The 13,934-nt window shown below is 63.8% G+C and carries 8 protein-coding genes; 4 read left to right on the top strand and 4 right to left on the bottom strand.

The window, feature by feature from the left end:
• Positions 1 to 144 precede the first annotated feature (144 nt).
• Positions 145 to 2,445, top strand: a complete 2,301-nt coding sequence (locus ACI3K3_RS04655) for an EAL domain-containing protein (protein WP_404912444.1) — start codon at positions 145 to 147, stop codon at positions 2,443 to 2,445.
• 342 nt (positions 2,446 to 2,787) lie between these two features.
• Here ACI3K3_RS04655 and zapE read toward each other — a convergent pair whose 3' ends face one another.
• The 4 genes from zapE to ACI3K3_RS04635 form a co-directional block, all read right to left on the bottom strand.
• Complete coding sequence (gene zapE / locus ACI3K3_RS04650; protein ID WP_404912442.1) at positions 2,788 to 3,903, bottom strand: cell division protein ZapE; 1,116 nt, start codon at positions 3,901 to 3,903, stop codon at positions 2,788 to 2,790.
• The gene (locus ACI3K3_RS04645; RefSeq protein ID WP_404912440.1) at positions 3,900 to 4,355 is read right to left on the bottom strand and encodes a PaaI family thioesterase; all 456 of its coding nucleotides are present in this window, start codon (positions 4,353 to 4,355) and stop codon (positions 3,900 to 3,902) included. The genes zapE and ACI3K3_RS04645 overlap by 4 nt, the downstream gene beginning before the upstream one ends.
• Before the next feature lie 31 nt (positions 4,356 to 4,386).
• Complete coding sequence (locus ACI3K3_RS04640) at positions 4,387 to 5,169, bottom strand: succinate dehydrogenase iron-sulfur subunit (RefSeq protein WP_334182838.1); 783 nt, start codon at positions 5,167 to 5,169, stop codon at positions 4,387 to 4,389.
• A gap of 340 nt (positions 5,170 to 5,509) precedes the next feature.
• A complete protein-coding gene (locus ACI3K3_RS04635) occupies positions 5,510 to 8,416 on the bottom strand; it encodes a ribonuclease E/G (RefSeq protein ID WP_404912438.1) in 2,907 nt (968 codons plus the stop codon).
• A gap of 645 nt (positions 8,417 to 9,061) precedes the next feature.
• On the opposite strand from ACI3K3_RS04635, the gene ACI3K3_RS04630 reads away from it, so the two are divergent.
• From ACI3K3_RS04630 to ACI3K3_RS04620, 3 genes are all read left to right on the top strand, one after another.
• On the top strand, positions 9,062 to 9,931 hold the full coding sequence (locus ACI3K3_RS04630) for an N-acetylmuramoyl-L-alanine amidase (protein ID WP_404912436.1): 870 nt from the start codon (positions 9,062 to 9,064) through the stop codon (positions 9,929 to 9,931).
• A 186-nt stretch (positions 9,932 to 10,117) separates the two neighbouring features.
• Entirely contained in the window at positions 10,118 to 12,664 is a 2,547-nt protein-coding gene (locus ACI3K3_RS04625; protein ID WP_404912435.1) for a penicillin-binding protein 1A, read from the top strand.
• Between the two features lie 85 nt (positions 12,665 to 12,749).
• A complete protein-coding gene (locus ACI3K3_RS04620) occupies positions 12,750 to 13,904 on the top strand; it encodes an alpha/beta hydrolase (protein ID WP_404912434.1) in 1,155 nt (384 codons plus the stop codon).
• The last annotated feature ends 30 nt before the right edge of the window (positions 13,905 to 13,934 follow it).

Genomic DNA, 13,934 nt, shown 5'->3' with positions numbered 1-13,934 from the left:
TCTAACTCGGGCAGCGACATGGTCATCGCAGGGCGTGCATGAAGATAGCAGGTCGCCATTACAGGATTGAAATGCGGAAGCTTTCCGGTGAGGAAAGCCATGTCTTGCGATTGGGCGCAGAGGGGAATCATTTGCGAGGCCATCATGTCTGACCTCCGCACAAGGACCGCGAAAGTCTGGAAGAGTGCCAGATTCCGGATCGTCTTCTGGGCGGCCCTTACCGGCATAGTTCTGGGCATCACCGGCGCCGCGCTACCGCTTGAGGACGTCCTGGTGAACGGACGCACCTGGCTGCGCCTCCACCCGTCCAAGGGCGAGATCGTGATGGTCCTGCAGGACGGGAAAACGCTTGAGGAACTGGAAGTTCTGGACGTGACCCGCGCGGAAGACGCGCAGGTCATCCGCAACTTGCAGGGCGCCGGCGTGAAGCGTGTCTTCATCAACCGCTATCTGGACGATAGTGCAAAGGATCCGGGCCGGGGGCAGTTCCTGGAAGCGCTCAAGGCGTTTCCGGAGCGTGTTTTCCTGGGCGCGATGCCTGCCAAGGACGGACCACGCGGCAATTATGCTGCGGCGATGCCTTCACGGGCATTTCTCGAACATGCGCGGGCTGTTTCGCTCCTGGCGCTCGATCATCCGTTCAACCTCAGCAAAAGCCTGCCGTTCTCGTCCAACAGTCCGAGAGGCGTGGTCCCCAGTCTGGCTGCGAGCATCGCGGGTGTGACGAGGCCTGCCGATCGCGTGTTTCGACCGGATTACGCCATCGATTACACGACGATTCCGACCGTAAGCTATGTCGACATCCTCAAGGGGCGCTTCGACAAGGCAACTGTCCGCGGCAAGGACATCATCATCGCCCCAAGCGCGGAAGTCTATCACGACCTCCATACCTTGCCGGCGCAGGGCTACGCGCCCGGTGCGTTCTTCCACGCCATCGCGGCGGAAACGCTGAAGGAAGGCGTCCCGATAGAGATGGGTTGGCTTCCTGCCTTCCTGGTGGTGCTGGGGGTGATCCTTACCGGCCTGGGTCGAGGTCGCGTGCTCGACGTCTATCGGTTCTCTGGTCTAGTTGGCGTTCTTATCGTCGCGCCCCTGGCGCTCGACCAGTTTCGTATTCAGGTGGATATCGTTCCTGCCATCGCCATGGCGGCGGTGGCCGTATTCCGCATGCGCAACCTGGACCGCGTGGAAGTGGCCGGAGAGACCAACTCCGGCTCCGGAATGCCCAGCGTGCAGGTGCTCCGCAAGTATGAAGCGGTATCCAGCCGCATCCTCGTCGCGCTTCAGATCCGCAATTACGGCGCGATCATCGGCAGTTTCGCCGAGCACGTCGAGGCGCAGGTCGCCAACGAGATCGTCCGCCGCATCCGCATCAGCGACAGCGAAGTCACGGTCTATCACGAAGGCGGCATGTTCATGTGGCTTTCGACCATCCGCAGCACTTTCGACTTGTTCGAGAATCTGGAAGGGCTGCACCGCATCGTTCAGAACGGCATTCAGGTCGGCGGGCTGGATATCGACCTGTCGTTCAATTGCGGCATCGATTCGGAATTCGACCGCCCCGTATCCAGCCGCGTCGCCAGCGCCATGCAGTCGGCCGAGGAAGCCGTCCGCAATGACGAGCTGGTCTACAAGTTCGACAGCCGCAAGCACGAAGCGCAGTGGGAAATCTCGCTGCTGACCCAACTCGATCGCGCGATCGACAATGGCGAGGTCTGGGTGGCCTACCAGCCCAAGCTGGACGTCGCGAGCAACCGCGTCACCGGCGCCGAGGCGCTCGTGCGCTGGACTCATCCCGAACGCGGCCCGATCAGTCCGGACAAGTTCATCCGCATCGCCGAGGAGTTTCACCGGATCGAGCGGATCACCCGCTTCGTGATCGACGATGCCGTAAGGTGTGCCGTCGAACTGCGCCGGCATGGCTTCGACATGACCGTATCGGTGAACATCTCGGCCCAGCTCCTCCGGAATCCGGGGTTGCCGGGGATGATAGCGGAAATCCTGGCGACTTACGGATTGTCCGCCGAGATGCTGATTCTCGAGATCACCGAAACCGACCGACTCGATCGGAGTTCGCGCACGTTCCAGATGCTTCAGAAGCTGGTGCAGTCAGGCATTCGCCTGTCTATCGACGACTTCGGAACCGGCAATGCGACGATCGACTATCTGCGTTACCTTCCCGCCACCGAAGTGAAGATCGACAAGGTCTTCATCCAGGCGATGGAAGGCAACAAGGAGGATCTCCTGCTGGTCCAGTCGATCATCGAGATGGCGCATTCCCAGGATCGAACGGTGGTGGCGGAAGGCGTGGAGACTCAAGCCGCGCTCGAGATACTGAGGGCGATGCAGTGCGACGCCATCCAGGGGTACTATGTCAGCCGGCCCGTCCCGTTCCGGGATCTCCTCACGCAGATCGTGGGAAGGGAAGCGCGGCAGACTGGTTAAAAAAGTCTTGATGACTTCTTAACCTATTGTTATCCATGTGCTCAGCCGCAACATAGCGGCGTTTCACATGGGGTAATGTTATGTACAGCTGGAACTGGGGCAGCCTCGGCCGCTAATAACCAATTAGGTGCGGCACTTCTCAGGAAGTGCCGCACTTTTACTTTCAGAACCGCAGAAATCAGCCATTTTTCTCAAGCGCCGCAACGCCCTTTCCACTGTTGGAATGGGCGTTTTTCATTGCAGGGCGACCTTTAGTCAGGGGAAGGCACGCGCGAATCTCCCAGCGCGGAAGCGGGCAGGCGCCTCTCGCATTAACTTTTGATTCGCAAACTGTTAACGATTTCAGTCTTCGCCGTGGCCCATGGCGAGATAATCGGCGCTCTGCATCTCATTGAGACGGCTAACCGTGCGCTCGAATTCGAAGCGGCCGTCGCCCGCTTCGTAAAGGTCTTCCGGCGCTGCATCCGCAGCGGCGATCAGCTTGACCTTGTTCTCGTACAAGGCGTCGATCAGGGTGACGAAACGCGCTGCTTCGTTGCGATGGTCCGGTCCCATCCTCGGGATGCCGACCAGGATCACTGTGTGATAGGCCCGGGCGATCGCCAGGTAGTCGGCGGCGCCGCGTGCCTCCCCGCAGAGGCGCTTGAAGCTGAAGACACCCACGCCCTTGAGGCTCTTGGGAACGTGCAACATGCGCCCGCCACCCACGTCAATGTCCGCAGAGGGGACATGATCGCTGTCTTCGGGGGGGTAGTCAGTCAGGCGATAGAATGCCTCGCGCGCCTGTTCGGTCGCTTCCTCGCCCAGCGGGGAATGCCAGGTGGCCATGCCGCCCAGACGGTGGAGCCGATAATCAGTCGGTCCATTGAGCGTCAGTACGTCCAGCTCCTTCTCGATCAGATCGATAAAGGGCAGGAAATGCTCGCGATTGAGGCCGTTCTTGTAAAGATCCTTGGGTGCTCGGTTCGATGTGGTGACGATGGTCACCCCTTCGTCGAGGATAAGATGCGTGAACAGCCGGCTCATGATCATCGCGTCGGCGGAATTGTTCACGACCATCTCATCGAAGGCCAGGACACGAACGTTGCGGGCGATAGTCGCGGCGACGGGAGGGATCGGGTCGCCGCTTTCCTTGCGCCGTTCCTCGCGAAGAAGCGCATGGACTTCCAGCATGAAGGCATGGAAATGGATGCGGCGCTTGTCCTCGATGTCGAGGGTCTGGTGGAACAGGTCCATCAGCATCGACTTTCCGCGCCCGACGCCGCCCCACATATAAAGGCCGCGCGGCGAGGGGGCCTTCTTGCCGAGCAGCTTGCCGAACAGGCCGGTAGAGGTGCGCGCCTTGTAGATTTCCCGCTGAAGCTGGTTGAGTCGCTCGGCTGCGGCCGCCTGTTCGGGGTCCGAGCGAAGTTCTCCGGTCGCGACCAGCGCTTCGTAGCGTTCCAGCATCGCGGTCATCGTACGCTCGGCTTGCGAAGGGTGCCGAGGAAGCTCGACACGAGGGTTTCGCCCTGTTCGACCGTGCCGCGCAGGAACACCAGGCGGCGCGTCTCGCGCATGATCTCGCAGGAAACGTCCAGCGGCTCACCGATTCGGCCCGCGCCGATAAACTGGTTGTTGAGGTCGAGTGTCACCGAGCCGGCCACTTCGGCGCCCAGAACGCTGAACATCGTCGCGAACATGGCTACGTCGACAAGGGCAAGGGTGACGCCGCCGTGGACGTTGCCGTGCATGTTGCTGTGGCGGCGTTCCAGTTCGAGCAGCCGCACCCGTGCGGCGCGCTCGCCTTCGCGCCGGATCACCATCGGACCCAGCGCCACCGCGTTGAAGCGGCTGTCGTCGTTGAGAGTCCAGGTGAACCAGCCCGGGTGTTCCGGGGCCGGTTCATGGATGAATGCGGCGCTGGACACGACCACGATTACCCGGACCGATCCGCGAGGATCAGACCTGGCGCTCTGCCTGCATCTTCTTGATTTCGGCGATGGCGCGCGCCGGCGACAGGCCCTTGGGGCAGACGTTGGCGCAGTTCATGATGGTGTGGCAGCGGTAGAGGCGGAACGGATCTTCCAACTCGTCCAGGCGCTCGCCGGTCATTTCATCGCGGCTGTCGGCCAGCCAGCGATAGGCCTGAAGCAGGATGGCCGGGCCCAGGAACTTGTCGGAATTCCACCAGTAGCTGGGGCACGAAGTCGAGCAGCAGGCGCAGAGGATGCACTCATAGAGGCCGTCCAGCTTCTCGCGCTGTTCGGGGCTCTGGAGGCGCTCTTTGCCCGAAGGCGTGGTGGAAACCGTCTGCAGCCAGGGGCGGATCGAGGCGTACTGCGCGTAGAAATGCGTGAAGTCGGGAACGAGGTCCTTGATCACTTCCATGTGCGGCAGCGGGGTGATGCGGATGTCGCCCTTGAGGTCTTCGATCGCCGTGGTGCAGGCCAGACCGTTCGAGCCGTTCATGTTCATCGCGCAGGAACCGCAGATGCCCTCGCGGCACGAACGGCGGAACGTCAGCGTCGAGTCCATCTCGTTCTTGATCTTGATAATCGCGTCGAGGACCATCGGGCCGCAATTGTCGAGATCGATCTCGAAACTGTCGTAGCGCGGGTTTTCGCCCGAATCCGGATCGTAGCGGTAGACGGTGAACTTCTTGACGCGCGCAGCGCCCTCGGCCTTGTGAACCTTGCCCTGCTTCTTGATCTTGCTGTTCGCCGGGAGGGTGAAGCTAGCCATGAAGAAATCCCCGTGATCTTGCACTGCGGCACGAACCGCGACTGAATGTCCCCTTAGCGATTCAACCGCGTGGGGCAAGGGCCAGAGTGCGCGTGATAGCGGTTTCGTGGTGCCATGGTGTTGCAAATCGGTCCCGCGGGATTGCGGCGGACGAACGATTCTCTGAAAATCGCGGTTCGGGTTAGCGAGGCGCGCGCCTTCTGCGATGGCCGATCATTCCAACGCTGCGTGCCTAGCGTGAAGCCCGATCAAAAAAGCGAAAGGCCCCCACGCTTCCGCGCGGAGGCCCTTATAGCTGGATCAGGAGGGAGAGGGCGCTGAGGCCGCTCCCCGCTCGCGATCAGTTCCCGAAGGTGCGCTGCCACCAGCCGCGACGCGGCGAGTTGTCATCGCCCGATTCGTCCTGGGCAGCCGCTTCCAGCGATGCCGGTTCCTCGACAGGCGCTGGCGCAGGAGCGCTGACCGGCTCGGCCGTGGCTTCGACGTTGTCAGCCTTCTTGCGGCGCGTGCGCTTGGGCTTGGCAGGGGCTTCCTCGCCCGCCGGTTCAGCCGGGGCTTCCGCGACGGCTTCGACGGTGTCAGCCTTCTTGCGACGCGTGCGCTTCGGCTTGGGAGCCTCTTCGCCCGCTTCCGGCTCGGCCGTTTCCGGCTTGACCGACTTCGCTGCAGCCCTGGTGGTCCGGGCCGGAGCCTTGACCGGTGCTTCCGCGACGGCTTCGGCCGTATCGGCCTTCTTGCGGCGCGTACGCTTGGGCTTGGCAGGCGCCTCTTCGGCAGGCGCGTCGGCAGCTGGGGCTTCCGCGGCCGGGGCTTCGGCCGCAGGCGCTTCTACCGGTGCGACCGCCTCGACGACATCGGCCTTCTTGCGGCGGGTGCGCTTCGGCTTGGCCGGAGCTTCCTCCGCGACAGGCTCGACGACGATTTCCGCTGAGGCGTCTGCTTCCACCGGCGCTGCGGCTTCGATCACGGCTTCATCGTGAGCGGCGTCGTCCGACGAGTGATCGCCGTTTTCGCCGTTCTCGATTTCACCGTTTTCGTTTTCGCCGTTGCGGCGTCCGCGCCGACGGCGACCGCCACGGCGGCGACGCTTGCGCGGCGCTTCCGAATCGTCCCCTTCGGAAGCGGGGCCGAAGTCTTCGTCATCCCCGGCTTCGCCTTCGCCCTCGGTGGCTTCGTCGCCCCCGGTCTGGTCGTTGGCGTCCTCGGCAAAGGACTCGTCGCTCGCGCCTTCTTCCGAGCCATCCTCGTCACGGCGGTCGCGGTTGCGGCCGCGACGGCGCTTGCGGCGCTTGCGGCGGGAGCCGCCTTCGTCGTCTCCGCCTTCGCTACGGCCCTGCGATTCCTCGCGGTCCTCGTCCTCGAACTCCTCATCCTCCTCGATGAAGTCGTCCTCGACCTCGTCGGCGATCGGATCGAAGCGCGGCACGAAATCGTTGCGCGGACCGGAGGAGATGACGCGCATCTTCGCGCCTTCGTTCTCGCCCTCGGGGATCACTTCGACGTTGACGCCGTAACGTTCCTCGATGTCGGCGAGATCGGCACGCTTGGCGTTGAGCAGGTAGATCGCCGCTTCCGTCGAGGCGAACAGCGAAACCACTACGCCCTTGCCCTTGGCGGCTTCGTCCTCGATGAGGCGCAGCGCCGAGAGGCCTGCCGAGCTGGCGGTGCGGACCAGGCCGGTACCGTCGCAGTGCGGGCACGAACGCGTGGTGGCTTCCAGAACGCCGGTGCGCAGGCGCTGGCGGCTCATTTCCATCAGGCCGAAGCTGGAAATGCGGCCGACCTGGATGCGGGCGCGGTCGTTCTTCAGCGCTTCCTTGACCGCCTTCTCGACCTTACGGACGTTGGAGCCGTACTCCATGTCAATGAAGTCGATGACGACAAGGCCGGCCATGTCGCGCAGACGCAGCTGGCGGGCGATTTCCTGGGCGGCTTCGAGGTTGGTGGCGACCGCCGTCTGCTCGATGCCGTGCTCCTTGGTGGCGCGGCCCGAGTTGATGTCGATCGAAACCAGGGCCTCGGTCGGGTTGATGACGATGTAGCCGCCTGAGCGCAGCTGCACGACGGGGTCGTACATTGCGGTGAGCTGATCTTCGGCGCCGAAGCGCTGGAACAGCGGCACGGGGTCGGAGTAAGGCTTAACCTTGCGGCCGTGGCTCGGCATCAGGAGCTTCATGAAGTCCTTCGCCGCGCGGAAGCCTTCCTCGCCCTCGACGATCACTTCCTCGATATCGCGATTGTAGATGTCGCGAATGGCGCGCTTGATCAGGTCGCTGTCCGAATGGATCAGCGCTGGCGCGGCCGAGCGCATGGTCATTTCGCGCAGCTCGTCCCAGAGGCGGGCGAGGTAGTCGAAGTCGCGCTTGATCTCGGTTTTGGTGCGCTGGAGGCCGGCGGTGCGGACGATGCAGCCCATCGAGCGCGGCAGGTCCATTTCGGCGATGATCGACTTCAGGCGCTTGCGGTCCGAGGCCGAGCTGATCTTGCGGCTGATGCCGCCGCCATGGCTCGAATTCGGCATGAGCACGCAGTAACGGCCCGCCAGGCTGAGGTAGGTGGTAAGGGCGGCGCCCTTGTTGCCGCGCTCTTCCTTGACGACCTGCACCAGCAGCACCTGGCGGCGATGGATCACGTCCTGGATCTTGTAGCGGCGGCGCAGCGCCATGCGCTTGGCGCGCAGTTCGTCGGCTTCCTTCGAGCGACCGCCGCTGCGGCCACCCTGGCGGCGTCCACGACCACGACGGCCACGACCACCGTTCTCTTCCTCGGACGCTTCTTCCTCGGCGGTTTCGAAGCCGTTCTCGACGGCGCCGTCCTCGATCGTGGCGACCTGGTCCTTTTCGGACGTGTCTACCTCGGTCAGGCCGCCATCCGAGTAACCATCGGCATCGTAGCCTTCGCCGCCTTCCTCGTCCTCGTCATCGCCTTCCGAAGCGCGCAGGGCGGCTTCTTCCTCGGCATGGGCGGCTTCTTCCGCCAGCAGGGCCTCGCGGTCCTCCTTGGGGATCTGGTAGTAGTCGGGATGGATTTCGCTGAAGGCTAGGAACCCGTGGCGGTTGCCGCCGAAATCGACGAACGCCGCCTGAAGCGAAGGCTCCACGCGGGTGACCTTCGCCAGGTAGATGTTGCCCTTTATCTGCTTTTTGTCGGCCGATTCGAAATCGAACTCTTCAATGCGATTTCCCTTGAGTACCGCCACCCGCGTTTCTTCCGGGTGGCGCGCATCGATGAGCATGCGCGTTGCCATTGTATAGTCTCCGTACGCGCTCTGCCCCGGCCGGATCAGCCAGGGTGGCGCGTGTCTGTTCGATGAAGCCCGCGCCGGGATCGTCGGGCCTGCCGGATGCGGCAAGGCCCACGTTGTTGCGGGCGGAGGTAAAATTGGAAACGGGGCAATCCAGCGCCCCGAGTGCGACTGTTCTCTTGTCTGCCGCGACATGCGCGGCGAAGTTGCCTGCGGCCTTCCGGCATGATGCCATGGGGCGGGCGGGCGTGTCTGCGAGCGGAAGTGCGCGTGGCGATTTCGGACACGCGAAGAATTGCGCCCATACCGCCACCGCCCTTTCAGGCGTCGGCTGGCAAAGCGGCAATTGGCTTCTCATCTCTCGCGTCAACCTGTTCGATCCGGAACGAATTTTCCGGATTTTGACGGCCGGGACTAGGTTTGGCCGATCCTGTCCGGCGCCATCCAAGTGGCGTCTTTCCGGAATACGAGGACCGATGCTCTTTGGCCCGGGTCGAAACGGCCTAGCATCCAAGACACTGTACGGCAAGTTCATTGCCCGATTGTGCTTCATATAGGGCTCTCGATTGTGCGGGCCGGGGCGAAATCGGGGGAAAAGCGTCGTTCGCCGGGATTGTCGTGAAGGCGCGGCGATTCTAGTCAGAGGGCATGTCGCGCAGCATCCAGCTCGTCATGATCCTTTCCGCGCCATTGGCGCTGGCGATCGCGTTGCCGGTTCTCTGGCCGCGTCTGTTTCCGTCCCAGCGAGCGCTGGATTATGTCGTGCGCTTCGACCTTCCCGATGTGGGCATGCCGGTGGACCTCCCGCGTGTCGACGGTCCGGCGGATGCCAGCCGGCCATTGGTGGTGATCGATGCCGGGCACGGCGGCTTCGATCCGGGTGCCGGAAACGATGAGGCCAGCGAAAAGACGGTTGCGCTCAAGATCGCGCTGGCGCTGCGCAATCGTCTGCTGGAGGATGGGGGCATCCGTGTCGCGCTTACCCGCGATACCGATCGTTTCATCGCCCTGGCGGATCGCCCGGATATCGCGCGGCGGCTGGGCGCCGACCTTTTCGTGTCGATCCACGCCGACAGTGCCGACAGCGATGCTGCGCGGGGCGCCAGCGTCTATGTCCTGTCCGAAAAGGGCTCTAGCGAGGCGGCCGAGCGCTTTGCCGCGCGCGAGAATGCGGCCGGCCGCGTCAACGGGGTCGCCCTGGCGCAGACGAGCCAGACAGTCGGCGCGATCCTGCTCGACCTGTCCCAGCGCGGTACCCAGGCAGGATCGACGCAAGTGGGCGAACTCGTGCTGCGGGAAATGCGCGAAGCCAACTTGGGACTTCATCGCGAGGACGTGCAGACGGCGGCACTGGCCGTGCTCAAGGCGCCGGATATTCCCTCGATCCTGTTCGAGACAGGCTACATCAACAACGAGGCGGATGCCCAATTGCTCACCTCGCGCGCGGGGCAGCAATCGCTTGCAGATGCCGCTGCCCGCGCCATTCGCGCCTACTTCGCAAGGAAGGGCAGCCTTTGAGCCGCGCATTCGAGGGGGGGCTATCCTGCGATGAAGCGAGTGCAGATATCTGGCCTTGCGCGAAATCGGCGTGCTAGGCGTTCCGCTTAAACAAAGGGCGCAAGCTCCGATCAATCCATTCTTGCCACATTTTCCATGAGGCCGGGTGTTTCCACCTGAGCGGAAAATGCTCTAGAGGCAGTCGAAATGACCGACGAGATCATCGACAACGGCTCCGAGCAGCCGCCTGAGGACGCCCACTATCGCATTCGTCGCGGGGCTGGCGGCCGCTTCGCCGGTCCCTTCGCCGCGATCGGCAGGGCCTGGCGTGAGCGCAAGGTGCTTCGGCGCCTCACTTATGTTGCGGGGGCGGGGCTGGTCGTGTTCGGCGGCGTCTGGGTGGCCTTCACCCATGATTTGCCGGACGCCAACAAGCTGCTGGAATACCAGCCGCCGTTGCCCACGATGGTGCGCGGCCTCGATGGCGAGATCATATACAGCTACGCCAGAGAGCGGCGCGTGCAGCTGCGCTACGTCGATTTCCCGAAGCCGCTGCTGGATGCCTTTCTCTCTGCCGAGGACAAGACGTTCTGGACACACGGCGGTGTCGATTTCACCGGCCTGGCCGGCGCCGTTGTGGACTACGCTTCCAAGCTCGGCACCGGCGGACGTGCGCGCGGCGGTTCGACGATCACGCAGCAGGTGGCCAAGAACATCCTGATCGGCGACGAATATTCCGTCACCCGCAAGCTCAAGGAAATGGTCGTCGCCCGCAGGATCGAAAGCGTGCTTACCAAGCCGCAGATCCTGGAACTCTACCTCAACGAGATCCCGCTTGGTCGCCAGAGTTTCGGCGTTCAAGCTGCCGCGCGTGCCTATTTCGGCAAGGACGTCGATCAACTGCAATTGCACGAGGCGGCTTTCCTGGCGATCCTGCCCAAGGCGCCGGAACGCTACGGCCGCAAGCAGTATGAGGGCATGGCGATCGAGCGTCGCAATTGGGTGCTCGACCAGATGGTGACCAACGGTTGGGCCAGCCGCGCCGATGCCGACGCCGCCAAGGCGCAGCCGCTCGGCCTCATTCCGCGCCGTGTCGAGACCTACCCTTCCGGAAACGGCTACTTCATCGAGGAAGTGCGCCGCCGCCTGATCGACCAGTACGGCGAAAAGGCCGAAGACGGGGCGAACAGCGTCTATGCCGGGGGGCTGTGGGTGCGCACCTCGCTCGACCGCCAGATGCAGGATGCCGTGCGCGATTCGCTCCGTGCCGGGCTGTTGCGCTATCAGGGCAACCGCGCCTGGTCGCGGCCGATCGCGCATATCGACGACATGAGCACCTGGCAGTCGCAGCTGATCGTTTCCAACAAGACGGTCGACTACAAGGACTGGCGCGTCGGCGTGATCCTCGACCGCAGCGGTTCGACCGGCCGGATCGGCTTTTCCGACGGCAATACGGCGACGCTGACCAATATTTCCGAGCTTGCCAAAGTGGGCGATCTCGTCGCCGCGGCGCCGGTTTCCTCGGATAGCTACTCCGTCCGCACGATTCCCGAAGTCTCGGGCGGTATGGTGATCGAGCAACCGGGAACGGGCCGCATCATGGCCATGCAGGGCGGTTTCGATTCCGGCCTCGACAGCTTCAATCGCGCCGTCCAGGCAGAGCGTCAGCCCGGTTCGACCATCAAGCCCTTCGTCTACGCCACGGGTCTGCAATACGGCATGACCCCGGCAACGCAGGTGCTGGACGGCACTTTCTGCGTCTATCAGGGCGGCGCCCTGGGCAACAAATGCTTCCGCAACTTCGGCGGCGAGGGCGGGGCCGGCAGTCATACGATGCGCTGGGGCCTGGAACAGTCGCGCAACCTGATGACGGTGCGCATCGCCAACGATACCGGCATGAAGCGCGTGGTGAAGACCTTCAAGACCGTCGGCATCGGTGACTACAAGCCTTATCTCTCGTTCGCATTGGGCGCGGGCGAGACTTCGGTGGCCCGTATGGTCAACGCCTATGCGGCGCTGGCCAACAACGGCGTGCAGTTCGCCTCTTCGCCGATCGACTATGTACAGGATCGCAACGGCAAGGTGATCTGGAAGCCGGACAACCGGCGCTGCGATACCTGCAACATGGCCGAATGGGACGGTAAACCGATGCCGCGCGTCGTTCGTCGCGGCAAGCAGGTGCTTGATTCGGGGACGGCCTATCAGGTGGTCCACATGCTCGAAGGCGTGGTGACGCGTGGAACGGCCGTGGTCCTGCGCGATCTCGGCATTCCCATGTTTGGCAAGACCGGCACCACCAACGGCCCTACCGACGTGTGGTTCGTCGGCGGCACCCAGGACTATGTCGGCGGCGTCTATCTCGGTTACGACACGCCTCGTTCGCTGGGCGGATATGCCCAAGGCGGCCGCATCGCCGCCCCGATCTTCAAGCAGGTCGTGCAGGCTACTAGGGACCGCTGGGGCACCCAGCCCTTCGTCGCGCCTCCGGGCATTCGCATGGTGCGGATCGATCGCGCCAGCGGCAAGCAGGTGATGGGAGCCGAGCCGGGCAACGATCCCAAGGCGGCCGTCATCTGGGAGGCTTTCAAGCCGGACACGGAGCCGCGCCAATATACCCCGGAAGACGAATTCGCGCGCCGTCGCGATGCGCTGGTCGCGGAAATTCGCGGCGTGCGCGAAGCGCGTCAGGCTGCGGCTTCGGCAAGTGCCGCCGAGCAGCAGGACTTCGCGGAACAACAGGGGGGCGTTTATTGAGCATCGGGGGGCGCTTGCCGGCGCCTCTCGCTCGCCAACCCAACTGAAGCGACGTACAACGATTCTCCATAACAGGGAGGATTGGATGCGACGCGTAGACGATGCGAAGAAATCTCCGGGTTCGACCCGTCTGAAACGCCGCCATGTGGCGCTGGGGCGCCTTGCGTTGGGGCTATCGGCCCTGCCGATCCTGTGCGCTCCGCAGGGCTTGGCTGCGAAGGAAAGTGCTGCGGCGCCGACCGTTGGAGCGGTAAAAGCTGCGGGGGCAGGGCAAGGCAATGCGCCTTATGTCCGGCCGGATGTCGCCGCCTATCTCAAGGCCACCAACGCCCAACCGATGCCGCCGCTGACCGCGCAAGTGATCGCACAGATACGCAAGTTGCCGCCCTCGGCCATGCCGTCGCGCGATCTTCCGGTGGGCGAACTGGCGGTGGTGAAGGATCTGTCCATGCCCGGCTCCGGAGGGGCCATCCCGCTGCGCCTGTTCGACAGTCGCGCCCAGCGCGGCCCCGGGCCGGTGGTGGTCTTCTATCATGGCGGCGGCTACGTCCTCGGCAGCATCGATACCCACGCCGCCCTGGCAGCCGAGATCGCGCGGCGGCTCGATCTGCCGGTCGTATCGGTCGAGTATCGGCTGGCGCCGGAGCATCCCTGGCCTGCAGCTCCCGACGACGGCGAAGCTGCGGCGCGGTGGGTGGCGGCTAACGGCAAGGCGCTGGGCCGCGAGGTCACGGGTCTGGTGCTGAGCGGCGACAGCGCCGGCGGCAATCTTACCCTGATCGCGGCGGCGGCCTTGCGCGACAAACCGGCGGCGGTACCGGTCATCCTCCAGTTGCCGATCTATCCGGCCGCCGACTTTACCCGCGACTATCCGTCTGCGGGACAGTTCGGGCACGGCTATGGACTGGATGACAGCATGACGGCGCTGTTTCGCCAGCACTACGCAGCCGACGCGAAGAGCCCGCGCACTTCTCCGCTCCTGGGAGACCTGTCCGGCCTGCCGCCCACGGTGCTGGTGACGGCGGGGCTGGATCCTCTTCGCGACCAGGGAAGGGCCTATGCCGCCAAGCTCGTCGAGGCGGGCGTGCCCACGGCCTATTACGAAGGCCGGGGACTGGTTCATGGTTTCGCGACGTTCCGGCAGGCAATCCCTTCGGCGCAGACGGACACGGTGAACTTCCTGAAAATCGCAAAAACGATGCTGGATGAAATCGAAGCCGGCACGAAGGCGAAACCATAAACAAAAGGGCCTCGCGATCCGCTCGCGAGG

Origin of the sequence: Novosphingobium sp. ZW T3_23 (assembly GCF_044987305.1) — a bacterium.
Taxonomy (GTDB): domain Bacteria; phylum Pseudomonadota; class Alphaproteobacteria; order Sphingomonadales; family Sphingomonadaceae; genus Novosphingobium.
The sequence above is the reverse complement of the archived record's forward strand: the minus strand, read 5'-3'. Positions and strand labels throughout refer to the sequence as shown.